Origin of the sequence: Mesorhizobium sp. M0778, from assembly GCF_040320105.1 — a bacterium.
Taxonomy (GTDB): domain Bacteria; phylum Pseudomonadota; class Alphaproteobacteria; order Rhizobiales; family Rhizobiaceae; genus Mesorhizobium.
This window is the reverse complement of record NZ_JAMYPA010000007.1, coordinates 129,182-151,850: the sequence shown is the minus strand read 5'-3', so window position 1 is coordinate 151,850 and position 22,669 is coordinate 129,182. Positions and strand designations below refer to the sequence as shown.

18 protein-coding genes are annotated in these 22,669 nt (G+C 64.3%); 15 read left to right on the top strand and 3 right to left on the bottom strand.

The features are described from left to right. Positions 1-282 precede the first annotated feature (282 nt). The 13 genes from NKI22_RS12600 to NKI22_RS12540 all read left to right on the top strand — a co-directional run bounded on the left by NKI22_RS12600 (position 283) and on the right by NKI22_RS12540 (position 15,203). The gene (locus NKI22_RS12600; protein ID WP_023718391.1) at positions 283-582 is read left to right on the top strand and encodes a hypothetical protein; all 300 of its coding nucleotides are present in this window, start codon (positions 283-285) and stop codon (positions 580-582) included. 64 nt (positions 583-646) lie between these two features. After that, positions 647-1,312: a response regulator transcription factor gene (locus NKI22_RS12595; protein WP_352814768.1), complete on the top strand. Its 666-nt coding sequence runs from the start codon at positions 647-649 to the stop codon at positions 1,310-1,312. Positions 1,313-1,322: 10 nt separating this feature from the next. After that, positions 1,323-2,735, top strand: a complete 1,413-nt coding sequence (locus tag NKI22_RS12590) for an ATP-binding protein (protein WP_352814927.1) — start codon at positions 1,323-1,325, stop codon at positions 2,733-2,735. Positions 2,736-2,844: 109 nt separating this feature from the next. Then, the gene (locus NKI22_RS12585) at positions 2,845-3,279 is read left to right on the top strand and encodes an RT0821/Lpp0805 family surface protein (protein WP_023718388.1); all 435 of its coding nucleotides are present in this window, start codon (positions 2,845-2,847) and stop codon (positions 3,277-3,279) included. A gap of 117 nt (positions 3,280-3,396) precedes the next feature. Continuing rightward, a complete protein-coding gene (gene ccmI / locus NKI22_RS12580; protein WP_023718387.1) occupies positions 3,397-4,527 on the top strand; it encodes a c-type cytochrome biogenesis protein CcmI in 1,131 nt (376 codons plus the stop codon). 3 nt (positions 4,528-4,530) lie between these two features. Then, positions 4,531-4,974, top strand: coding sequence for a cytochrome c maturation protein CcmE (ccmE, locus tag NKI22_RS12575; RefSeq protein ID WP_023718386.1), 444 nt, complete (start codon positions 4,531-4,533; stop codon positions 4,972-4,974). Positions 4,975-5,045: 71 nt separating this feature from the next. Next, on the top strand, positions 5,046-7,034 hold the full coding sequence (locus tag NKI22_RS12570; RefSeq protein WP_352937508.1) for a heme lyase CcmF/NrfE family subunit: 1,989 nt from the start codon (positions 5,046-5,048) through the stop codon (positions 7,032-7,034). Beyond that, the gene (locus tag NKI22_RS12565; protein ID WP_352588740.1) at positions 7,031-7,498 is read left to right on the top strand and encodes a cytochrome c-type biogenesis protein; all 468 of its coding nucleotides are present in this window, start codon (positions 7,031-7,033) and stop codon (positions 7,496-7,498) included. Before NKI22_RS12570 ends, NKI22_RS12565 begins: the two co-directional genes overlap by 4 nt. 116 nt (positions 7,499-7,614) lie before the next feature. Then, complete coding sequence (locus NKI22_RS12560) at positions 7,615-9,171, top strand: Do family serine endopeptidase (RefSeq protein ID WP_352481893.1); 1,557 nt, start codon at positions 7,615-7,617, stop codon at positions 9,169-9,171. A 299-nt stretch (positions 9,172-9,470) separates the two neighbouring features. Beyond that, positions 9,471-10,145, top strand: a complete 675-nt coding sequence (locus tag NKI22_RS12555) for a response regulator transcription factor (RefSeq protein WP_254819962.1) — start codon at positions 9,471-9,473, stop codon at positions 10,143-10,145. Between the two features lie 6 nt (positions 10,146-10,151). After that, positions 10,152-11,621: a sensor histidine kinase gene (locus NKI22_RS12550; RefSeq protein ID WP_352788993.1), complete on the top strand. Its 1,470-nt coding sequence runs from the start codon at positions 10,152-10,154 to the stop codon at positions 11,619-11,621. Then, positions 11,621-14,581, top strand: coding sequence for a bifunctional [glutamine synthetase] adenylyltransferase/[glutamine synthetase]-adenylyl-L-tyrosine phosphorylase (locus tag NKI22_RS12545; RefSeq protein ID WP_352937513.1), 2,961 nt, complete (start codon positions 11,621-11,623; stop codon positions 14,579-14,581). The genes NKI22_RS12550 and NKI22_RS12545 overlap by 1 nt, the downstream gene beginning before the upstream one ends. A 151-nt stretch (positions 14,582-14,732) precedes the next feature. After that, complete coding sequence (locus NKI22_RS12540; RefSeq protein ID WP_352481890.1) at positions 14,733-15,203, top strand: EF-hand domain-containing protein; 471 nt, start codon at positions 14,733-14,735, stop codon at positions 15,201-15,203. A gap of 52 nt (positions 15,204-15,255) precedes the next feature. Here the strand turns inward: NKI22_RS12540 and NKI22_RS12535 are convergent, their stop codons facing one another. Both NKI22_RS12535 and pepN read right to left on the bottom strand, forming a co-directional pair. Next, a complete protein-coding gene (locus NKI22_RS12535) occupies positions 15,256-17,583 on the bottom strand; it encodes a PAS domain-containing sensor histidine kinase (protein ID WP_352850246.1) in 2,328 nt (775 codons plus the stop codon). A gap of 181 nt (positions 17,584-17,764) precedes the next feature. Continuing rightward, positions 17,765-20,410 carry an aminopeptidase N gene (gene pepN / locus NKI22_RS12530; protein WP_352850248.1) on the bottom strand — a complete coding sequence of 882 codons (2,646 nt, stop codon included), beginning with the start codon at positions 20,408-20,410 and terminating at the stop codon, positions 17,765-17,767. A gap of 154 nt (positions 20,411-20,564) precedes the next feature. Between pepN and NKI22_RS12525 the strand changes: the two genes are divergently transcribed. Next, on the top strand, positions 20,565-20,780 hold the full coding sequence (locus NKI22_RS12525; RefSeq protein ID WP_352848267.1) for a hypothetical protein: 216 nt from the start codon (positions 20,565-20,567) through the stop codon (positions 20,778-20,780). Next, positions 20,777-21,754: a DMT family transporter gene (locus NKI22_RS12520; protein WP_502897693.1), complete on the top strand. Its 978-nt coding sequence runs from the start codon at positions 20,777-20,779 to the stop codon at positions 21,752-21,754. The genes NKI22_RS12525 and NKI22_RS12520 overlap by 4 nt, the downstream gene beginning before the upstream one ends. On the opposite strand, the gene NKI22_RS12515 is transcribed toward NKI22_RS12520, so the two are convergent. Next, positions 21,755-22,573, bottom strand: a complete 819-nt coding sequence (locus tag NKI22_RS12515) for a helix-turn-helix domain-containing protein (protein ID WP_352481886.1) — start codon at positions 22,571-22,573, stop codon at positions 21,755-21,757. Between the last annotated feature and the right edge of the window lie 96 nt (positions 22,574-22,669).

The following is a 22,669-nucleotide window of genomic DNA, read 5'->3' as shown; positions in this document are numbered from 1 at the left end:
TTTTTGTTTCAGGTCGGTTCGCCTGAACCTGCCTTCGGTTGCCGGATCGATTGTCCCGGATCGATTGTCGAAGTCGGCGCACACCTGAAGCGATTGCCTTCTCCGCCAAATGATGCCGGTTGTCGGCGAAGGATCGGAGGGCTAGGTTAAACTTTGGCGATTTCGCGAGACGGGCGGCGAGATGGCAATCCGGTAATCTCGCGCTTCAGGGGTGTGGCGGGCATGCATTCGAGCGTTCACCGTTCATATCACGTTCAGCACCAGCGCGTTAGAACGCTGACCATGAACATCCTTTGCTCCCACTTCCGGACCGCGGCACTGGCGCTCTCAGCCGCCGGTCTGCTTGCGTCGCAGGCGATGGCGATCCCCGTTGTCGTGCCCGAGCAGCCCCAACCGGTCGTCCTCGCCGCCTCGGACTGCTATGCGATCGGCCAGCAGGTGGCCGAGCAGAATGGCGGCACCCTGGCCAAGGCCTCGCAGTCGACACGCGGCGGCCAGCCGGTCTGCGTCATCGTCGTGCTGGTTCCGGGCAAAGAAGGGCAGCGTCCGCGTCGCTCGGAGATCGTCGTTCCGCTGAACTGAACCGTGCCGTTTCCCAGTCTGCCGGAATCGGCCTATATCTGAACAGCTTCAACAGGCCTCCCGCATGCGCGTACTCGTCGTCGAAGATGACAAGGATCTCAACCGGCAGATCGGCGACGCGCTGGTCGATGCCGGCTATGTCGTCGATCGCGCTTTCGACGGCGAGGAAGGGCACTTTCTCGGCGACACCGAGCCCTACGATGCCGTCGTGCTCGACATCGGCCTGCCGCAGATAGACGGCATCAGCGTGGTCGAGCGCTGGCGCCGTGGCGGCCGCAAGATGCCGGTGCTGATCCTGACGGCACGCGACCGCTGGAGCGACAAGGTTGCCGGTATCGACGCAGGCGCCGACGACTACGTCACCAAACCTTTCCACATCGAGGAAATCCTGGCCAGGGTGCGGGCCTTGATCCGGCGTGCCGCCGGGCATGCCTCGTCGGAGCTGACCTGCGGACCGCTGCGCCTCGACACCAAGGCCTCCAAGGCCGACGTCGATGGTGTTCCGCTGAAGCTGACCTCGCATGAATTCCGCCTGCTTGCCTATTTGATGCACCATATGGGCGAGGTGGTGTCCCGGACCGAGCTGGTCGAGCATCTCTACGACCAGGATTTCGACCGCGATTCAAACACGATCGAGGTCTTTGTCGGACGGCTTCGCAAGAAGATGGGCATCGACATGATCGAAACCGTTCGCGGCATGGGCTACCGCATGCGTAAGCCGGAGGCGTAACGCGGAACCGCTGCCTACAAAACCCGCCGTCTCGAACACGCCGTCGCTGCGGTCATGGCCGCGTTCGCTGGCGTTTCGCGTCATCGCCTTTTCCACGGTCTGGGCGATCCTCACTCTGGTCGTCATCTTCACCTTGATCACCACGCTCTATCGCCAGGCCAGCGAGCGCGGTTTCGACAGCCTGCTCTCGGCGCATCTGTTCAACCTGATCGGCTCGGTCGGCGTTTCCGAAAGCGGCCAGTTGACCGGCGCTCCCGACCTTGGCGATCTGAGGTTCTCGGAGCCGAATTCCGGCTGGTACTGGTCGGTCGAGCCTGCCTCGGAAGGCGTGCACGGCGATCTCCATTCGTCGTCGATGACCAAGGCGATCCCGTCGCCAAGCGTTGCCGAGGTGCCCTTCAATGCCAGCTTCCAGCGCAGCTATTCGGCGGACGGCATCGACGGCGAGCAACTGGAGGTGTTCGAGAGCGAGTTCGTCCTCGATGCGAAAAACCGCGCCGCGCGCTTCCGTGTCATGGGCAACCAGACCGAGCTCGAGCAGGAAATCGCCACCTTCCAGCAGCGCCTTTTGACCTATCTGTCGCTGTTCGGCGTCGGCATGATCGCCATCAATGCAATCGCCATCCTGCTCGGCCTGCAGCCGCTGCGCCGGGTCAGGAATGCCCTTGCCATGGTGCGCGAAGGAACTGCGCAACGGCTCGACGGCCGCTTCCCGGCTGAGATCGAGCCGCTCGCCAACGAGACGAATGCGCTGATCGAGAACAACAGGCGTATCGTCGAGCGGTCGCGCACGCAGGTCGGCAACCTCGCGCACTCGCTGAAGACGCCGCTGGCCGTGCTGCTCAACGAGGGGCGGGCGCTGGGTGGCGCCAAGGGCCAGCTCATCGCCGAGCAGGCCGCTTCCATGCAGAAGCAGGTCGACCACTATCTGCAACGTGCCCGCGTTGCCGCGCAGCGCGACAGCGTCGTTTACCGCACGCCGGTGGCGCCGCTGGTCCAGCGCATGGTGCGCGTGCTGCAGAAGCTCAACCCGCGGACCGCGCTCTCGCTCTCGCTGCCGGCCACCGACATCGTCTTTGCCGGCGAACGTGAGGACCTTGAGGAGCTGCTCGGCAATCTGCTCGACAATGCGATGAAATGGGCAAGGAGCGCGGTCGCCGTTTCCGTCAAGCCCATCGCCGGCAGGGAAGGGGCGGCCAATCTGTTCGAGATAGCCATCGAGGATGACGGCCCCGGCATTCCCGAAGACAAGGCGCGCGAGGCATTGCAGCGCGGACGGCGTCTCGACGAGACAAAACCCGGCAGCGGGCTCGGACTTGCCATTGTCGCCGACCTTATCAACGAGTATGGAGGCGTTCTGGCGCTGGAACGATCCGTCATGGGTGGATTGAAGGCGGTGGTTCGATTGCGGAGCCTTCAGTAATGCTTTTCCGGGCGGTTGGCTGCGGCCAAATTTCCGATAAACATCGACATTATGGCCGCGCCAGCCTGCTGACAGCGCGGCGGTCCAGCTCAAGAAAGCCGGTATTGGCATGAAGATTCGCGTCGCGCTCGTTTCCGCCCTGCTCGCCGTCTCCGGCTGTACGACGCTCGGCAAGGGCCCAGCCGTTACGGTGACACCGGCCGCCACGCCTCCCAGTGGCGCCAAGGTCGCGACGACGATCATCGCCGCCATGGGCGGCGGCCTCGTCGGTGGCTCGATCGGCACCGGCTTGAGCGAGACCGAGAAGCGCAGCGCGCTCGAGGCGGAATACAAGGCGCTCGAATATACGGCGAGCGGCCAGAAAGTGGCCTGGAAGAGCGACAGTTCGGCCCATCGCGGCGAAGTTGTCGCCGCCCAGCCCTATCGCGTCGGCTCGCAGGACTGCCGGCAATACACCCATACGGTGTTTACCGGCGCTGCCGGCGCCACCGCGCGCGGAACCGCCTGTCGCAATGCCGACGGCAGCTGGACCCCGCTGACGTAGCTCGCCGGCCGTTGATACACCGATCCCGGTCCGGCACTATCGATCGGAGCGGTCCCGTCAAAGCGTCGCAGCACGCTTGTGTTGGCAGGGCAAGGGTCTCGTTCTATTGGAAGAGCCATGCTGTTCTGGGTCATAGCCGCAATCCTGACGCTGGGCGCAAGCCTGGCGGTGCTGCTGCCGTTGGCGGGCGAAACAAAGAACACGTCCGCTGCCGGCGATCACGACCTTGAAGTCTATCGCGACCAATTGGCCGAGCTTGACCGCGACGTGGCGCGTGGCCTGATCCGGCCAATGGAGGCCGAAGAGGCGCGCGCCGAGATCGCCCGCCGCATCCTTCGCCTGAGCAATGCCGGCCCGGCCGGCACGACGGCGACACAGCGGTCGACAAGGCTGGTGGCGACCGCTGCCGTGCTGGTGGTTCCGCTGGTTAGCTGGGGCCTTTACGGCCAGCTCGGCTCACCCGACCTGCCGTCGCAGCCGCTCAGCGAACGCCTGGCCAAGAACCCCGCCGACAGCTCGGTGGACGAGCTGGTGGCACGCGCCGAAGCGCACCTTGCGGCCAACCCGTCCGATGGCCGCGGCTGGGACGTGCTGGCGCCGGTCTATCTGCGCATGCAGCGATACGCCGATGCGGTAACCGCCTACCGCAATGCCATTCGCCTTGACGGCGACAGTGCCGCCCGTCAAGCCGGCCTCGGCGAGGCGATCGCCAATGCGGCCGGCGGCATCGTTTCAGCCGACGCCCAGGCTGCTTTCGAGGCGGCGCTGAAGCTCGATCCGGCAAACCCGAAGGCCTCGTTCTATCTCGCCATGGGCTTGGCACAGGAAGGCCGCACAGCTGAAGCGACGGCGGCTTGGCAAAAGATGCTTGCCGCCTTGCCGCAGGGCTCGCCGTGGCGCGGTGCCGTCGAGCAGGCGCTCGCTGAATCCGCCGCCCGCAACGTCGCTTCGGAGGCGCCCGCGAAAGGGCCGAGCGCCGACGATATCGATGCTGCCTCCTCGATGTCGCCGCAGGACCGGCAAGCCATGATCAGCACCATGGTTGCCGGCCTCGACGAAAAGCTTCGGCAAAATCCGCGCGACGAGGAAGGGTGGATGCAGCTCGTTCGTTCCTATGCCGTGCTGGGCAAGACAGATCAGGCGCGTGACGCACTCAATCGCGGTATCGCCGTCTTTGGCGCGGACAGCGACCAGGCCAGGAAATTCACCGCCTTTGCCGCCTCGCTCGGCGTGACGGCGACGGAGTAGACGATGACGCGCAAGCAGAAACGACTGTCGGTGATCGCTGCGGGGCTGGCCTTCCTCGGGGTTGCCACCGGGCTGACCTTCTATGCGCTCGGCCAGAAGGCCTCCTACTTCTACATGCCGGCCGATCTGGCCACCGCCAGCCTTCAGCCGGGCCAGCGTATCAGGCTCGGCGGCCTCGTCGAAAAAGGCACAGTAGAGCGTAGCCAGGGCGCCACCGTCGCCTTTTCGGTGACCGACAACCAGAAGGACGTCAAGGTTACCTATACCGGCATTCTTCCCGACCTTTTCCGGGAAGGGCAGGGCGTGATCACCGAAGGCTCGTTCGGCCCTGACGGAATCTTTGTCGCCGACAGCGTGCTCGCCAAGCATGATGAGACCTATATGCCCAAGGAAGTGGCCGACGGCCTCAAGGCCAAGGGCGTCTGGCAGGAGAGCAAGAGTGACTAGAGAGGTTCCGCAAAAGTGTTCCACGGTTTTGCGGCAAGAACCTGCGGCAAAACCTGGCGAGCGCGGCGACAATGGTTGAAACCGGACATTTCGCCCTGGTCCTGGCGTTTGCGCTGGCCCTGGTGCAGACGGTGGTGCCGCTGTTCGGTGCGCGCACCGGCAACCACAAGATGATGGCCGTCGGCGCACCCGCCGCGCTGACCGGCTTTGCCTTGACAGCGCTGTCCTTCGTGGCGCTGGCGACCGCGTATGCAGGCTCCGACTTTTCGGTGGAGAGCGTCTGGGAGAACTCGCATTCGCTGCAGCCGCTGATCTACAAGATCACCGGCACTTGGGGCAATCACGAAGGTTCGATGCTGCTCTGGGTGCTGATCCTGACCTTCTTCGGCGCGCTTGTCGCCGTCTTCGGCGGCAATCTTCCGGCGACGCTCCGGGCCAATGTGCTTGCGGTGCAGGGAGCGATCGGCGCTACTTTCTTGCTGTTCATCCTGACGACGTCGAACCCGTTCGTCAGGCTCAATCCGGCGCCCATCGAGGGCCGCGATCTCAATCCGATCCTGCAGGATCTCGGCCTCGCCATCCATCCGCCGCTGCTCTATCTCGGCTATGTCGGCTTTTCGATATGCTTTTCCTTCTCGGTCGCCGCCCTCATCGAGGGCCGCATCGACGCATCGTGGGCGCGCTGGGTGCGGCCGTGGACGCTGGTCGCCTGGATGTTCCTCACCGGCGGCATCGCCATGGGCTCCTACTGGGCCTACTACGAGCTCGGCTGGGGCGGCTTCTGGTTCTGGGATCCGGTCGAGAACGCGTCCTTCATGCCGTGGCTGGCGGGCACGGCGCTGCTGCATTCGGCGATTGTCATGGAAAGGCGCTCGGCGCTGAAGATCTGGACGCTGCTGCTGGCGATCCTGACCTTCTCGCTGTCGCTGCTCGGCACCTTCCTGGTGCGCTCCGGCGTGCTGACCTCAGTCCATGCCTTCGCCACCGATCCGACGCGCGGCGTTTTCATCCTCTGCATCCTGACGCTGTTCATTGGCGGCTCGCTGGCGCTGTTTGCCTTGCGCGCCTCCCGGCTGACGGCCGGCGGCCTGTTTCACCCGATCTCGCGCGAAGGCGCGCTGGTCCTCAACAATCTGTTCCTGACCACCGCCACCGCCACCGTGCTGGTCGGCACGCTCTACCCGCTCGTAGTCGAAGCGCTTTCGGCCGACAAGATTTCTGTCGGCGCGCCGTTCTTCAACCTGACATTCGGCCCGCTGATGGTGCCGCTGCTGGTCGTCGTGCCGTTCGGGCCACTGCTCGCCTGGAAGCGCGGCGACATTTTCGCGGTCGCCCAACGCCTGATGGCGGCTTTCGCGGCGGCGCTGCTCGCCGTGCTGGTGACCGCCCTGTTCATCGATGGCGCTTCGGTGTTGGCGGCACTCGGTGTCGGCCTTGCCTTCTGGCTGATCTGCGGCGCGTTCACCGATCTCGCCGTCAAATCCGGCTTCGGCACCGTCGCGCCCGCCACCGTGCTCAGGCGCTTCGCCGGCCTGCCGCGCTCGGTCTTCGGCACAGCGCTTGCGCATCTCGGCCTCGGCCTGACGACGCTCGGCATTGTCGGCACGCTTTGCTTCGGCACCGAAAAAATCCTGTCGATGCATGCCGGCGATACAGTCGAACTGTCCGGCCACACCCTGCGCTTCGAGGGGCTCTACCCGGCCCAGGGGCCTAACTACAGCGAGGATCGCGGCCGCTTCGCCCTGCTTGGCGCTGACGGCAGCATCGCTGGCGAGATCACCTCAGCCAAGCGCTCATACCCGGTGCGCCAGATGACAACGACCGAATCCGGCATCAGCACGATCGGCTTCAGCCAGCTCTATCTCTCGCTTGGCGACGAGGCCAGCGACGGCTCTGTAGTCGTTCGTCTGTGGTGGAAGCCGCTGGTGACGCTGATCTGGGGTGGCGGCCTGGTGATGATGGCGGGTGCGGCGATGTCGCTGCTCGACCGCCGCCTGCGTGTCGGCGCGCCGTCGTCCCGCAAGCCGGCGGGCGCCGTGCCATCGGCGAGCCCGCCATGAGCCAAAGGGTCACGCTGGCCTCGCTGGTCCTCTTGCTGGCGCTGTTGTTCGCCGGCGCCGCGCAGGCGGTCAAGCCCGACGAGGTGCTCGCCGACCCGGCGCTCGAGGCGAGGGCGCGCGCTTTGTCGGAAGGCTTGCGCTGCATGGTCTGCCAGAATCAGTCGATCGACGAGTCCGATGCCGACCTTGCCCGTGACCTGCGCATCCTTGTGCGCCAGCGCCTGGTCGCCGGCGATACCGACCGGCAGGTGATGGACTATGTCGTTTCGCGCTACGGCGAATTCGTGCTGCTGAAGCCACGCTTCAATCTGCGCAACGCCTTGCTCTGGGGGACGCCAGTTCTTCTGCTGCTCGTTGGCGGGACGTTCATCCTGCTGGCCGCCCGCTCGCGCCGCTCGACGGCGACCAATGCCCTGACCGCGGACGAGAAGGCGGCGCTGGACGCGATACTCCGCCGCGATTGATCCTAACATTACGAAAGTTTCATGTACCGGAAATGGCGCCGTAATGTGCGGTTCTCTATTTCCTTTGTCGAGGATGCCAATCAAGGGGCGTCCCTTGAAAAGAGGATACGAGAACCATGAATGTTGCCCCCAATTCATATCTTCGCACCCGCAAACGCCTGCTGGCCGCAGCCGCATCCCTGGCCATTGCCGGCGCGATCGGCTTTGGTGCTGTTGCTACCGGGACAGCCCCGGTTCTGGCCGACGCCGTGCGTGTCGAGGCACCGCAGGTCCCGAGCTTCGCCGATGTGGTCGAGCGCGTTTCGCCGGCGGTCGTCAGCGTGCGCGTCAAGGCCAAGATCCAGTCGACGGCCGATGACGGTTCCGGCCAGATGGACGACGAGGACGGCCTAGGCAATCTTCCCGACAATCCGCAGCTGCGCCGGTTCTTCCGCGAATTCCGCGGCTTTGGCGACCAAGGCGGCGACCAGGGTCCGAACGGAATGCGCCGTTTTGGGCACCGTGACCGCAACAACGACCAGCCGCGGCCGGTGGCGCAAGGGTCGGGCTTCTTCATCTCCGATGACGGCTATCTCGTCACCAACAACCATGTCGTCGAGGAAGGCACCGCCTTCACCGTGGTGACCAATGACGGCAAGGAACTCGACGCCAAGCTGATCGGCACCGATCCGCGCACCGACCTTGCCGTGCTCAAGGTCAATGATGGCAGCAAGTTCACCTATGTCGACTTCGCCGATGATTCCAAGGTTCGCGTCGGCGACTGGGTGGTGGCGGTAGGCAATCCGTTCGGCCTCGGCGGCACGGTTACCGCAGGCATAGTTTCGGCCCGCGGCCGCGATATCGGCGCCGGTCCCTATGACGACTTCATCCAGATCGACGCCTCGGTGAACCGCGGCAATTCGGGCGGCCCGACCTTCAATCTCAACGGCCAGGTCGTCGGCATCAACACCGCGATTTTCTCGCCGTCAGGCGGCAGCGTCGGCATTGCCTTCGATATTCCCGCTTCGACCGCCAAGCAGGTCGTGCAGGATCTGATGAAGAACGGCACAGTCCAGCGCGGCTGGCTCGGCGTCGAAATCCAGCCGGTCACGCCCGAAATCGCCGAGTCGCTTGGCCTTGGGTCCGGCAAGGGCGCGCTCGTTGCCAGCGCGCAGGACAACAGTCCCGGCAAGAAGGCCGGCATCACTGCCGGTGACGTGATCACTCAGGTGGACGGCAAGGACGTTGCTTCGCCGAAGGAACTCGCCCGTCTGATCGGCGCTTACCCGCCCGGCAAATCGGTCGATGTCACGGTGTGGCGCAACGGTAAGAGCGAGGCGGTCAAGGTCGATCTCGGCAAGCTGCCGTCGAGCGACAAGCAGGCCTCGGCCGACCAGCAGCCTGCACCCGCGCCGAAGACCGACACGCTGGCCGATCTCGGCCTGACCGTCACCAAGTCCGACAATGGCAAGGGTCTTGTGGTGACCGATGTCGACCCCGACAGCGATGCCGCCGATCGCGGCATCCAGCCCGGTGACGTCATCACCTCCGTCAATTCGACGGAAGTGACCGGCACCGGCGACATCGACAAGGCGATGGCCGACGCGGTGAAGTCCGGACGCAAGGCGGTGCTGATGCAGATCACCCGCGACGACAGCAACCGCTTCGTCGCGCTGCCTGTCGCCAAGGGCTGACGACCGGCTCGACTTTTCCGGTGCGGCGGTTTTCACACCCCCGAGCCGCCGCACGGGAAAGCACGGGGCCTGAATACGTTAGTCAGTCATCGTGTTCCGCCCCAGCGGCAGCGGGCTTCCGATCGCCCGCTGCCGCTCGAACATGCCGCTCAAAGCGTGAAGCGGTTTAGGCTACGGCATGCTAAAACAAAGACTTACCGCGTATCCCTGAATCACCTTGTTCGCGATACGCCATGGAGACGGCCACGATGCATATGCCGGCCACTCAATCTTCCAGCGAAATCGCGTATAACGGTTCTATGAAGATTCTCGTCATAGAAGACGATCGCGAGGCGGCCGACTACCTGCAGAAGGCGTTCGCCGAGGCCGGCCATACCGCCCATGTCGCCGGAGACGGCGAAACCGGCTTCGCACTCGCTGATTCCGGCGACTATGACGTCATGGTCGTCGACCGCATGATGCCGCGCCGCGACGGCCTGTCCGTCATTGCCGGGCTCAGGTCCAGAGGCAATACGACGCCCGTGCTGATCCTGTCGGCGCTCGGCGAAGTCGACGACCGGGTCACCGGTCTGCGTGCCGGCGGCGACGACTATCTGACCAAGCCCTACGCCTTTTCCGAACTGCTCGCCCGCGTCGAGGTGCTGAACCGCCGCGCCAGCGCCAGGGAGGCAGAAACCGTCTACCGGGTCGGTGATCTCGAACTCGACCGGCTGTCGCATTCGGTGCGGCGCGCCGGGCGCGAGATAACGCTGCAGCCGCGCGAGTTCCGCCTGCTCGAATATTTGATGCGCCATGCCGGCCAGGTAGTGACGCGCACCATGCTGCTCGAGAACGTCTGGGACTACCATTTCGATCCGCAGACCAACGTCATCGACGTTCATATCTCGCGGCTGCGCGGCAAGATTGAGAAGGGCTTCGACAAGCCGATCCTGCACACGGTTCGCGGCGCCGGCTATATGCTGAAAAGCGGCTAGAACCTCATGGCCCTTTCCGTGCCGGCCATCATGAGGACGACGGCAGCGCGGCTTTCAGCGCTTTATCTTCTGCTTTTTGCGCTGTGCGCTGTGCTGCTGGTCTTGTACATGACCTCGCTCTCGGCGCGCATGCTGACTGCCCAGACGCAGGAGACGATCAACGACGAGGTACTCGGCCTTGCCCGCGCCTATCAGCGCGGCGGCCTGCCGGTGCTGGTCCGCGTCGTCGAGCAGCGCTCCCGCCAGCCCGGCGCCAATCTCTATCTGATCGCCGATGCCAACGGCCAGATCCTGACCGGCAACGTGCAGAGCCTGGAGCCGGGCGTGATTGAGGCCGAGGGCTGGACCACCGAACCGTTCTCCTACCGCCGCTTCGGCGAGGGCGAGCTCGAGCGGCAGCGCAACCCGGTCTCCGACCCGAACGAGCCCGCGCAGAACGAGGTCCAGGCCGAAGGCGAGAAAGGCCACAACGCCATCGCCCTGGTGCTGCGCCTGCCCAACCAGATGATCATGCTGGTTGGCCGCGACCTCGGCGAGCCGGAGCGCTTCCGCGCCGTCATTCGCCGCGCCTTGATGCTGGCGCTCGGCATGATGGGCGTCGGCGGGCTGCTGATCTGGTTCTTCGTCGGGCGCGCTGCGCTGAAGCGCATCGACAGTGTGTCGGAGGCGAGCCGCCGCATCATGGGCGGCGATCTTTCCGGCCGGCTGCCGGTCACCGGCGCCGGCGACGAGTTCGACCGGCTGTCGGAAAACCTCAATTCCATGCTGGCCAGGATCGCCACGCTGAACGAGGGACTGAAGCAGGTCTCCGACAACATCGCCCACGACCTGAAAACGCCGCTGACCAGGCTGCGCAATCGCGCCGAAGCGACGCTTTCCGGCAAGCACAACACCAGCGACTACCGACAGGCGCTGGAAGGAACGATCGCCGAATCCGATCAGCTGATAAAGACCTTCAACGCCATCCTGATGATCTCACGGCTGGAGGCCGGCTATTCCTCCGAAAGCACCACCAGGGTCGACCTAGCCGCTGCCGTGCACGACGTCGTCGAACTCTACGAGCCTGTGGCGGAAGAGGCGGGTGTGACGCTCGAAACCTCGGTACAGGGTGCCTTCGCCGTCAACGGCAATCGCGAGCTGATCGGCCAGGCGCTGTCCAATATCGTCGACAACGCGATCAAATATTCGACCGACTCGACCTCCAGGCCTACGGTTCGCGTGACGCTGGAGCGTATCGATGGCGAGATCAGGCTTGCTGTTTCCGACAACGGCCAGGGCATTCCCGACGATGTCGACCGCGCCAGGGTGACCGAGCGTTTCGTGCGGCTGGAAAAGAGCCGCTCGCAGCCGGGTTCCGGCCTTGGCTTGAGCCTCGCCAAGGCGATCATGACGTTCCACAATGGACGGCTTGAGCTTCTACCCGGCAATCCCGGATTGTCCGTCGTCATGAGTTTTCCCGGGCGGGAGGATCGCTGATGGTGGCGAGGATGGCAGCGCGACGCCGCGAGACGGACTGGCTTTTGAAGCCGGCGGTAAAGCTCGTTCCGCTGGATGCAAGCCGCGCCAGGCAGGAATTGGCGGAGATCGCCGACGCCGCGCGGCAGGAAGAACTGCCGCGACTGGCGAAATTTCTCGCCGGCAAGGGGGTCGTCCAGGATTTCCTCGCCGCCGTTTTCGACCTGTCGCCGTTCCTGCGCGATACCGCGCGCCGCCGGCCGCGAATCCTCGATGCGCTTTTTGACGAGACCATCGAGGCGCGGCTGTCATCGATCGGCGCCGCGGTCGACAAGGCAGCGCGCGCAGAGGCCGTCTCCGAAGGCAGCCTGATGATGGAGCTGCGCCGATGCAAGGCGGAGGCGCATTTCCTGATCGCCTTGGCCGATCTCGCCGGCGAGGCCGAGACTTCGCTGACGGTGCGGCGACTGAGCGACCTTGCCGACGCCTGCACGCGTGCAGCCGTCGATTTCCTGCTCCGCGACGCGCATGAGCAAGGCAAGCTCAGTTTGCCGGATCCGAAAAATCCGGCGCAACGCTCGGGCTGGATCTTGCTTGGCATGGGCAAGCTCGGTGCGCATGAGCTGAACTTCTCCTCCGACATCGACCTCGTCGTCTTCTTCGACCCCGATGCGCCTGCCGTCGTCGATTCGCTCGATGCCACCGAGCTGTTTTCGCGCCTGACCCGCCGGCTGGTCCGCATTCTCCAGGACCGCACCGAGCACGGTTACGTCTTCCGCACCGATCTCAGGCTTCGTCCCGACCCCGGCTCGACGCCGCTGGCGATCCCGGTCGAGGCGGCGCTGCGCTACTATGAGGCGCGCGGCCAGAACTGGGAGCGCGCCGCCATGATCAAGGCGCGCCCGGTGGCTGGCGATCTTGCCGCCGGCGCCGCGTTCCTGAAGGAACTGCAGCCCTATATCTGGCGCAAATACATGGACTATGCGGCGATCGCCGACGTCCATTCGATAAAGCGCCAGATCCACGCCCACAAGGGCCATGGCGAGGTCGCGGTCAAAGGTCACAACGTCAAGCTCGGCCGCGGCGGCATCCGCGAGATCGAGTTCTTCGTCCAGACCCAGCAACTCATCGCCGGCGGTCGCTTTCCCGAACTGCGCGGCCGCGAGACCGTGCCGATGCTTGGCGAACTCTCCGCGCGTGGCTGGATCACTGCCGATGCGCGCGATGCCCTCACCAGGCAATACTGGTTCCTGCGCGGCGTCGAGCACGCCATCCAGATGGTTGCCGACCAGCAGACGCACATCCTGCCGGAGGACGAAGAGGGGCTGGAGCGCGTCGCCCGCATGCTGGGCTTTGCCGATGCGGCAGGCTTTGCCGAAGCGTTTCGCGCGGCGCTGCACCAGGTCGAGCGCCACTATGCAGCGCTGTTTGAAACCGCGCCGGAGCTTTCGGCAGGCATCGGCAATCTGGTCTTTACCGGCGACGTCGACGATCCCGACACCTTGCAGACCCTGAAGCGGCTCGGCTTCCAGCGGCGGAGCGACATCTGCCGGGTTATCCGCGGCTGGCACTTCGGCCGGTATCGCGTCACCCGGTCGGCGGAAGCGCGCGAGCGGCTGACCGAACTGACGCCGGCGCTGCTGCAAGCCTTCGGCCAGACGCGGCGGGCGGACGAGGCAGTGATCCGCTTCGACGAATTCCTTGCCGGCCTGCCTGCCGGCATCCAGCTGTTTTCGCTGCTGCATTCGAACCCGGCTTTGCTGAAGCTGATGGCGACGATCATGGGCGCGGCACCGCGGCTGGCCGCCATCATCACGCGCCGGCCACATGTCTTCGACGGCCTGCTCGATCCGGCGCTGCTGAGTGAACTGCCCAACCGCGCCTATCTGTCGGCGCGTCTTGCCGCCTTCCTCGAAGGCGACAGGGCCTATGAGGACGTGCTCGACCGACTGCGCATCTTTGCTTCGGAGCAAAAGTTCCTGATCGGCGTCAGACTGCTTGCCGGGTCGATCGATCCACCGCGCGCCGGCCGCGCTTTTTCCGACCTCGCCGATCTGACCATCGAGGCGGCATTGCAGACGGTGACGGCGGAATTTGTGCTGCGTCATGGCCGTATTGCCGGCGGCAGGGTCGCACTGCTCGGCATGGGGAAGCTCGGCAGCCGCGAACTGACGGCAGGTTCCGACGTCGACCTCATCCTGCTCTACGATCACGACGCCGATGCCGAGGAGTCCGACGGCGACAAGCCGCTTGCCCCGTCGCATTACTACAGCCGACTGACGCAGCGGCTGATCGCCGCCGTTTCCGCGCCGACGGCCGAGGGCGTGCTCTATGAACTCGACCTTCGCCTGCGGCCGTCCGGCAACAAGGGGCCGGTGGCCACCCATGTCGACGCCTTCAAGAAGTATCAGCGCCAGGACGCCTGGACATGGGAGCACATGGCGCTGGCGCGAGCCCGCGCGATCGGCGGCGATGCCGAGCTCTGCCGCGAGGTCGAAGGGGAAGTTGCCGCAGTGCTCGCTCTGCCGCGTGATCCAGTCAAGGTGATGGCCGAGGCATCCGAGATGCGCGCCATGGTCGACAAGGAGAAGCCGCCGCGCGATACCTGGGACATCAAGCTGATCCCGGGCGGCCTCATCGATCTCGAATTCATCGCCCAGGTTGCGGTGATTACCGGAAAGATCGAGGCAGGCCGCAGGGCCACCGGCACGGCTGACATCCTGTCGCGCCTGGCGCCGGATTTCGCCAGCGCCCAGGTCAGGCAGGAACTGGTGGATGCCTATTCGCTCTATCTGGCGCTGACCCAGATAATACGGCTTTGCCTTACCGGCGCGTTCGAACGCGACGACGTTCCGCCAGGGCTTTCGGATCTGCTTCTGGCGGTCACCGACCTGCCGGATTTCGGTGTGCTTGAAGCGCACCTCAAGGAGACGTCGCAGAAGGTCAGAAAGGATTTTGACCTTTTGCTTCGTGCGAAATAACCGTGACGGCAATCGGCCGAACGGGCGAGAGCATCGGAGCCAAAAGTGGCGACCTGCTTTGGGAGCTTCCGATGCTCAAACAAGGAGATAGAGCGGGGATTGAAGATCTGCCGCTCTAGCATCGGGGGTGACGATGCAACAGGAGAAGACCATGAGAAAGACGACCAGACTTGCACTCGTTTTCGCAGCCCTGGCCGGCGCCGTCGGCACCGCTGCCTATGCAGACGAGCACTCCGGCGCCGGGCCGCGCGAGGGCATGATGATGCGCCTCGGTAAGGTCATGAAGGACAATGACGGCACCATCACCTTCGACCAGTTCTCCGACGCCATGAACGCGCGGCTGAAGAAGATGGTCGCCGACAATGGCGGCAAGCTGACCGTGGCACAGCTCGCCGACGCGCTGGAGAAGGCACGCTTCGAGCAGATGGCCAGGCGCATCATCGCCCGCTACGACACCAAGGGCGACGGCACGCTGACCGCCGACGACATCACCAGCCGCCAGAAGAAGGTGTTCGCCATGCTCGACCGCGACAATGACGGCAAGATCGAGAAGAACGAACTGCCGAAGGGTCCCGGCCGTCACCACCAATGGGGCGGCGACGGCAATGACGGCATGCAGTGAGAATTAATAACCTCTCCGGCGGCGCGAGCCGCCGGAGACTTATTTTGTCGTTTCAGGCAGCGGCCTTGACCGCCTGCGTGGCTTTCTTGATCGGGATGCGTACCGAGACGATCGTGCCGACGCTTTCGGTCGAGCGGATCTTCAACGCGCCACCCTGAAGCTCGGCCAGCGAGCGCGAGATGGCGAGGCCGAGGCCGGAGCCGGCATGGCTCTTGGAGAACTGGTTTTGCACCTGTTCGAACGGCCGCCCGAGCTTGCTCAGCGCCGCCTTCGGGATGCCGCAGCCATTGTCCTCGATCGTCAGGATCAGCGCGCTGGAAATGCTGCGGGCCCTGACCGAGATGTGGCCGCCTTGCCCGGTGAACTTCACGGCATTCGATAACAAATTGATGAGGATCTGCTTGATCGCCCTGCGGTCGGCGAACAGCGTCAGCGAATCGGCGATGCGGGTTTCGACGGTGATCGATTTTTCCGCCGCCTGCAGCGAAACGACGCGAACCGTTTCCCTGATCAGCGGGCAGAGATCGATTTGTTCCTGATCCAGCGCGAACTGGCCGGCCTCGATCTTCGACATGTCGAGGATATCGTTGATGACGCCGAGAAGATATTTGCCGCTGCCGTTGATGTCGGTGGCATACTCTTCGTAGCGCGGCGAACCCAGCGGCCCGAACAGGCCCCGTTCCATCAGTTCCGAAAAGCCGATGATCGCGTTGAGCGGCGTGCGCAACTCGTGCGACATATTGGCCAGGAATTCAGATTTGGCCCGGTTCGCCGCTTCCGCCCGCTCGGTTTCCTTCATGTATTTGCGATTGAGCTCGACGAGTTCGCGGGCCCGTTCTTCTTCCGCCCGACGGGCAAGGCTGAGGTCGTGGATCGTTGCCATCAAACGGCGCTCGCTGTCGACCAGCTTCTCCTGGTGCAGCTTGATCTGGGTGATGTCGGAGCCGACCGAGACGGTGCCGCCGTCCCTTGTCCGCAATTCGTTCACCTGAAGCCAGCGGCCGTCGGCAAGCTGGCGCTCGAAGGTCACGCCCCCCTGCGGTCCGTTGGTATTGGCAAGCCGCCGCTCCGAGGCGAACGCCAACATGCGTTCATCCAGCACGGCGCGCGGGGCGCCCGGCATCACGTCGCGATCCGACAGGCCGTTATCCTGCTGGTATTTGGAATTGCACATGATCAGGCGCTCGGACGAATCCCACAGCACGAAGGATTCGTTGATGTTTTCGATGGCTGTCCTCAGGCGCAGGTCCGCGGCTTCGGAGCGCAGCGCCAGGTGCCGCTGCTCGGTGACGTCGACGGCGATGCCGATCAGCTGGATCTCCGGGGCTTCCGGGTCGATAACCTGTGCTCTTGCCCGCATCCAGACCCATTGCCCGTCGGCATGACGCATCCGGAACACCTGGTCGATGTGGTCGATCTCGCGCCCGACGATCCTGTTGGCGAGTTCAAACAAATCGCCGTCCTCGGGATGGATGATTTCGTCGACTTCGCCGAACGACAGCATCGTGTCGCAAGGCTCGTAGCCCAGCATGTCGTACATCGAGCGCGACCAGTACATCTTGCCGCGCACCATGTCCCAGTCCCACAGGCCGCAGCGGCCGCGCACCAGCGCCATGTCGATGCGCTGGTGGGCTTCGAGATAGATGCGGTCGGCGGCCTGGGCGCGCGCCGCCTGGCCGAAATAGGCGTAGAGGATGATGATCAGCACGCCGGCCGTCAGCACAAACAGCGTGACGTTGAGCGAGACCGTCTTGCGCCAGGTGTCAAAAACTGCCTCCTGCGGCACAAAGGCCGCCGCGGCACGCCTTCGGCCATTCGCCAGGCTCACCGCCGCGTACCAGTCCTGTCCGCCGATGCTGACCTCCATCACCCCGGCGCGGTCGCCGAACATGAACAGCGGCTGCCCGCCCTGCACGACGCCATCGAGCGATCGCCCCTCCCAGTGCGTCGACTGCGGCGATACGGCAATGATCTTGAAGGCGCTGTCGGTGATCGCCAGTACGTGGCTTCGGCCCATCGCGCCCTGACGGCCGGTTCCCTCCAGCAGGTCCTGGATCGCGCCGGGCGTCGAAACCATGGTCGCGTCGGCAGCGATCGAACTGGCCAGTTGGCCCGCGGCCAGCGCAAGGATCGCCTTGGCGTCGCGCTCGATCTCGTCGCGCTCGTTCATCAGCGACAGAAAGCGCAATACTGCAATGATCAACAGAAAGATGATGATGAGGGCCGGTATCGATCGCCGCAACAGCGGCTCGGCTGCCAGCAGCCGTCGGTAGGCAGGTTCGGCGATGAGCCGCGTATTGCCGGCGAGACCGTCGCTTCGCGCCTCGCGTCGCTCAAAAGCCGTCCCACCGGGCGCGCCCCACGCGTCCGCCTTCGCCATAAATGGCACTCCCCGATTTTCAATCTGCTTGACGATCCGGCAACGCCGCACTTCCGAATCGTCTGTAAAGAATCAAAAGTGATTCGCCTTGTCCAGAGGCGCGGCGAAAAAAGATTAAAAATCGACTAAAATAATGCGGTTTTCGGGCGAGACGCCATTGTGGTGGTGAGTCGGCGCGTTGTCAGGCCAGCGTGCGCTCGACGATGTCTCGCAAATCGGCCGACAGCTTCTCTGCATTGGCGATCGAAAGCAGCGCCTCCCTTGCCTTGGCCTGCCGCACCGGTTCGAGCGACCGCCAAGACCTGAGCGCCGTCGCCAGCCTGGCGGCCACCTGCGGGTTGCGCTTTTCCACCTGCAGCACCGTTTCGACGAAAAGCCGGTAGCCCTCGCCGTCGGCGCTATGGAAGCCGGTCTGGTTGGCGCTGGAAAACGTACCGATGAGTGAGCGCACCCGGTTCGGGTTGGCCATCGAGAACGTCGGGTGGCCGGTCAAAGCGCGCACCGCATCGACGGTTTGCGGGCCGGGCACACTGGCCTGGATCTGGAACCATTTGTCCATGACCAGCGCATCGGTTGCATATCTCGCCTCGAAATCGGCCAGCGCCTTGGTCGCCTCCGGTGAGCCGTGGTGACGGTGCGCAAGCACGGTCAACGCCGCGGCCCGGTCGGTCATGTTGGTCGCCGACTGGAAGTGCCGGGCAGCGAGTTCCGCGCCTCCCGGCAGCAAGCAGAGATAATCCAGCAGGACATTGCGCAGTGCACGCCGCCCGGCACTGGTCGCATCCGGGCTGAACGGACCATTGTCGGCGAGCCGATCGTAAAGTTTGGAGAATATCTCGCTGTTGGTCTCGGCGATCGCAACCACTAGCGCCTCGCGCGCCGCGAAAATGGCGTCGGGGTCGATGTTCTTGCCGATGTCGCGGGCGATATCGGCCTCGCCGGGCAGCGCCAGCGCCAATGCCCGATAGGCGGGTTCGAGTGCTTCGTCGCCGGCTATCTTGCCGGCAAGCTCGGTCAGCCGGGCGCTGAACTCGGGTTGCCTGTGGTCCAGGATCTGACGGAAGGCTGCAATCAGGGCATCGGTCAAAAGCGTGTTGAACGCCTGCCAGCGCGAGAAGGCGTCGCTGTCATGGCCAGCCAGAAAAAACTGGTCGTCGGGCCGTTGCTCGACCGAAAGCGTCACCGGCGCCGAAAAGCCACGGTTGAGCGACATGGCCGGACGCTCGGCAATCCCGGAAAACCTGACGACATGGCGACGTTTGCGGATATGGATGACACTGTCCTCGACGTTCGCCCCTTCGACGCCGGTATGCGCTATCGCCTCGCCACCGGCGCCAACCAGGCCGAAGGCAAGCGGAATGTGCATCAGCCGCTTGCGGCTTTCCGCCGGTGTTGGCGGCACCGACTGCTCGATTTCGAGCGTGAATTCTCGCGCCGCCGGATTATATGCCGAACTGACGGTCAGGTTCGGCGTACCGGCCTGATGGTACCACAGCGAAAACTGCGACAGGTCGCGACCGGAGACGTCTTCGAACACCTTGATGAAGTCTTCGATCGTCGCCGCCTGGCCGTCGTGACGTTCGAAGTACAGGTCCATGCCGGCGCGGAACGTCTCGGCGCCGAGGATGGTATGGATCATGCGCACGACTTCCGAGCCCTTTTCGTAGACCGTCGCCGTGTAGAAATTGTTGATCTCGCGGTAGCGGCGCGGCCGCACGGGATGCGCCAGCGGCCCCTGGTCCTCGGGAAACTGATGGGCGCGCAGCGTACGCACCTCGGCGATGCGCTTGACGGCGCGCGAGCGCTGATCGGCGGAGAATTCGTGGTCGCGGAAAACGGTCAGGCCTTCCTTCAGGCAAAGCTGGAACCAGTCGCGGCAAGTGATTCTGTTACCTGTCCAATTGTGGAAATACTCATGCGCGATGATGGCTTCGATATTGGCGAAATCGGCGTCCGTCGCGGTTTCCTGGTCGGCCAGCACGTACTTGTCGTTGAAGATGTTGAGACCCTTGTTCTCCATCGCGCCCATATTGAAGTCGGACACGGCGACGATGTTGAAGACATCGAGGTCGTATTCGCGGCCGAACGCCTCCTCGTCCCATTTCATCGAGCGTTTCAAGGCATCCATGGCGTAGCCGGCGAGCCTCTCCTTGCCCGGTTCGACATAGATTCCGAGCTCGACGTTGCGGCCAGACAGGGTAACGAAACTGTCCGAGATCCTGCCGAGGTCGCCCGCCACCAGCGCAAACAAATAGGACGGCTTGGGGAACGGGTCGTGCCAGACCGCATAGTGCCAGCCGCCGGCAAGTTCGCCGCTGCCGGCCGGGTTGCCGTTGGACAAAAGCAGCGGCGCCTCACGGCGCTGAGCTTCGATGCGCACCGTATAGACCGACAGGATGTCGGGGCGGTCGAGGAAATAAGTGATGCGGCGAAAGCCTTCGGCCTCGCACTGCGTGCAATAGACGTCGCTGGAGCGATAGAGGCCCATAAGCGCTTCGTTCCGCGCCGGCGCCAGCACGGTTTCGATTCTCAGTTGGAAGCGCCTTGCCGCAGGGGGGCTGACGATTGTCAGTTGATCGGGCGTGGCGAGAAAATCCGCAGGGCTCGTTTCCTGGCCGTCGATGGCGATGCTGCTGAGCGTCAGCCCGTCGCCATCGAGCACCAGCGGCATTGATGCCGCAATCCCGTCGCGGCGTTCGACCGCCAGCACGGCGGTGACATGCGTTGCTTCAGGTGAAAGGCGGAAAGTCAGGCTGGTTTCCGGAATGAGATAATCGCTGGGGCGATAGTCTTCGAGCTTGAAGACCTGGCCGGTATCGGTGCGCATTCCTTGATTTTTCCTGTCGATCCGGGAGTGGCGGGCGGGTCCGCTGGTCCAAATAAATTGAAGTCTGCGCTCTTTACACGAAACACTCCCTCGACAAAACTGCAGCGACGTCTATTTCAGGCGATCATTTCCCAAGCATCATCGCGAGGCTTCCATGACCGTCGTCACGCCGAAATTCGGGATGGGCGCCTCGGTGCTGCGTCGCGAGGCCTTCAAGGGCGCCGGGGAGGCGAGTACGATCGGGTCGACGCGTGCCGCGCTCAATGAGGTGACCGACGCTCTCTACAGCGCCTACGGCATCAGACATATCGACATGCCCGCAACGCCGGCGCGCATCTGGGCGGCGATCCAGGAAGCAAAAGGGGCGTGACAGCCGAACCGGACTTGCCAGTGCTTGCTGCCGGCGACCACGCCGGCGAACACAGCACGCTAACCGGGATCGTGCTCAAGATCGTATCGGTGGCGGTCTTCGTCGGCATGTCGTCCTGCATCAAGGCGGCAGGCACGGTGCCGGCGGGCCAGATCGTCTTTTTCCGCTCCTTCTTTGCCATCTTTCCGATCATCGCCTTCCTCGCCTTCCAGGGGAAACTCGGCACCGCCTTTTCGACAAAGCGCCCGCTCAACCACATTGCGCGCGGTGTTGTCGGGGTTTGCGCCATGGGGCTCGGCTTCTTCGCGCTGACGCGGCTGCCGCTGCCCGAGGCGATTACGCTGAACTACGCGCAGCCGCTGCTGGTCGTGGTGTTCAGTTCGATCTTCCTCGGCGAAGCCATCCGCATCTATCGCTGGAGCGCGGTTGCCGTCGGCCTGGTCGGGGTGCTGATCATCTCGTGGCCGGAACTGACGCTGCTGGGCTCGGGCGCTGCCCTTGGCGACCAGGAGGTGCTCGGCGTCATCGCCGCCCTCATAGCCGCGGCGATCTCGGCCATCGCCATGCTCCTGGTGCGCAACCTCGTCCAGAGCGAGCGGACGGCGACCATCGTGCTGTGGTTCTCTGTGACGGCGAGCGTCATGGCGCTGCTTTCGCTGCCATTCGGCTGGCAGGCGCTGACGCCAGTGCAGGCGGGGCTTCTGATTGCCGCGGGTTTTTGCGGCGGGCTCGGCCAGATCCTGATGACCTCGGCCTATCGCCATGCCGAAGCTTCGGTCGTGGCACCGTTCGAATACACCTCGATGATCCTCGGCGTCGTGGTCGGCTATCTGGTCTTTGGCGACGTCGCCACGATCAACATGCTGGTCGGCGGCATTATCGTCGTCGCAGCGGGCATTTCCATCATCTGGCGTGAGCGCCAGCTCGGCCTCGAACGCACCCGCACGCGCAAGGCGATCGCGCCACAGGGGTGATCAGCCTTTCGCCGCGTCGGCCCGCCCTTTCGCCAGCCGCACCAGCACCGCCCGCGTCTGCTCGTCGGCCGGGAAAAAGGATTCGATCGCCAGCTCCGACAACGTCACGTCGAGCGGCGTGCCGAATACGGTGATGGTGCTGATGAACGACAGCATCGCGTCGCCATGGGCAAGCTTGAGCGGATGGACAATCGCATTCGGTTCGACCGGCGCCGGCCGGCTGCCTTTGAGGCCGGACGGATAGGCCCGAAGCTCGCGCTCGAGCTCGACCAGCACCGGATCGGCGGTAGCATCGTTCTGCTGCTTCAGCCGCTCCAGAAGATGCGTCCGCCATTCCGCAAGGTTGACGATGCGCGGCGCGATGCCGCCGGGATGCAGGCTGAGGCGCAGCACGTTGACCGGCGGCGTCAGCAATGAGGCATCGGCGACATTGGCGAGGAACGGGCCTATGGCGGCGTTCGCCGACACCAGGTTCCAGTGCCGGTCGACGGCAAGCGCCGGGAACGGCTCGTGCGCCTTGAGCACGGTCTCGACCGCCGCCATCGCCGGCGCCATCGAGGCATCGTCAAGCGGCCGCTCACTGAAGCTCGGGGCAAAGCCGGCGGCCAGCAGCAGCTGGTTGCGCTGCCTGAGCGGGATCGAAAGCTGCTCGGCCAGATGCAGCACCATATCGCGCGAGGGTGCGGCGCGGCCGCTTTCGACGAAGCTCAGATGCCGCTGCGAGATCTCGGCCTCCATGGCGAGGTCGAGCTGGCTCATGCGCCGGCGTGTACGCCATTCGCGAATGAGACTGCCGGCGGAAATCTGGACTGCTGTCATGACGAGATGACTAGGCCGGTGGGAGAGGGATTTCAATTACCTGGGAAGTCATCGGCACTGTCTTTCCCTTCTCCACCACAGAGAGAAGGAAGAGGC

Bases quoted from the DNA above. Each gene is read 5' to 3' on its own strand.
- NKI22_RS12600 (WP_023718391.1), top strand. From the start codon at position 283: ATGAACATCCTTTGCTCCCACTTCCGGACCGCGGCACTGGCGCTCTCA.
- NKI22_RS12595 (WP_352814768.1), top strand. From the start codon at position 647: ATGCGCGTACTCGTCGTCGAAGATGACAAGGATCTCAACCGGCAGATC.
- NKI22_RS12585 (WP_023718388.1), top strand. From the start codon at position 2,845: ATGAAGATTCGCGTCGCGCTCGTTTCCGCCCTGCTCGCCGTCTCCGGC.
- ccmI (WP_023718387.1), top strand. From the start codon at position 3,397: ATGCTGTTCTGGGTCATAGCCGCAATCCTGACGCTGGGCGCAAGCCTG.
- ccmE (WP_023718386.1), top strand. From the start codon at position 4,531: ATGACGCGCAAGCAGAAACGACTGTCGGTGATCGCTGCGGGGCTGGCC.
- NKI22_RS12570 (WP_352937508.1), top strand. From the start codon at position 5,046: ATGGTTGAAACCGGACATTTCGCCCTGGTCCTGGCGTTTGCGCTGGCC.
- NKI22_RS12565 (WP_352588740.1), top strand. From the start codon at position 7,031: ATGAGCCAAAGGGTCACGCTGGCCTCGCTGGTCCTCTTGCTGGCGCTG.
- NKI22_RS12560 (WP_352481893.1), top strand. From the start codon at position 7,615: ATGAATGTTGCCCCCAATTCATATCTTCGCACCCGCAAACGCCTGCTG.
- NKI22_RS12555 (WP_254819962.1), top strand. From the start codon at position 9,471: ATGAAGATTCTCGTCATAGAAGACGATCGCGAGGCGGCCGACTACCTG.
- NKI22_RS12550 (WP_352788993.1), top strand. From the start codon at position 10,152: ATGGCCCTTTCCGTGCCGGCCATCATGAGGACGACGGCAGCGCGGCTT.
- NKI22_RS12545 (WP_352937513.1), top strand. From the start codon at position 11,621: ATGGTGGCGAGGATGGCAGCGCGACGCCGCGAGACGGACTGGCTTTTG.
- NKI22_RS12540 (WP_352481890.1), top strand. From the start codon at position 14,733: ATGAGAAAGACGACCAGACTTGCACTCGTTTTCGCAGCCCTGGCCGGC.
- NKI22_RS12535 (WP_352850246.1), bottom strand. From the start codon at position 17,583: ATGGCGAAGGCGGACGCGTGGGGCGCGCCCGGTGGGACGGCTTTTGAG.
- pepN (WP_352850248.1), bottom strand. From the start codon at position 20,410: ATGCGCACCGATACCGGCCAGGTCTTCAAGCTCGAAGACTATCGCCCC.
- NKI22_RS12525 (WP_352848267.1), top strand. From the start codon at position 20,565: ATGACCGTCGTCACGCCGAAATTCGGGATGGGCGCCTCGGTGCTGCGT.
- NKI22_RS12515 (WP_352481886.1), bottom strand. From the start codon at position 22,573: ATGACAGCAGTCCAGATTTCCGCCGGCAGTCTCATTCGCGAATGGCGT.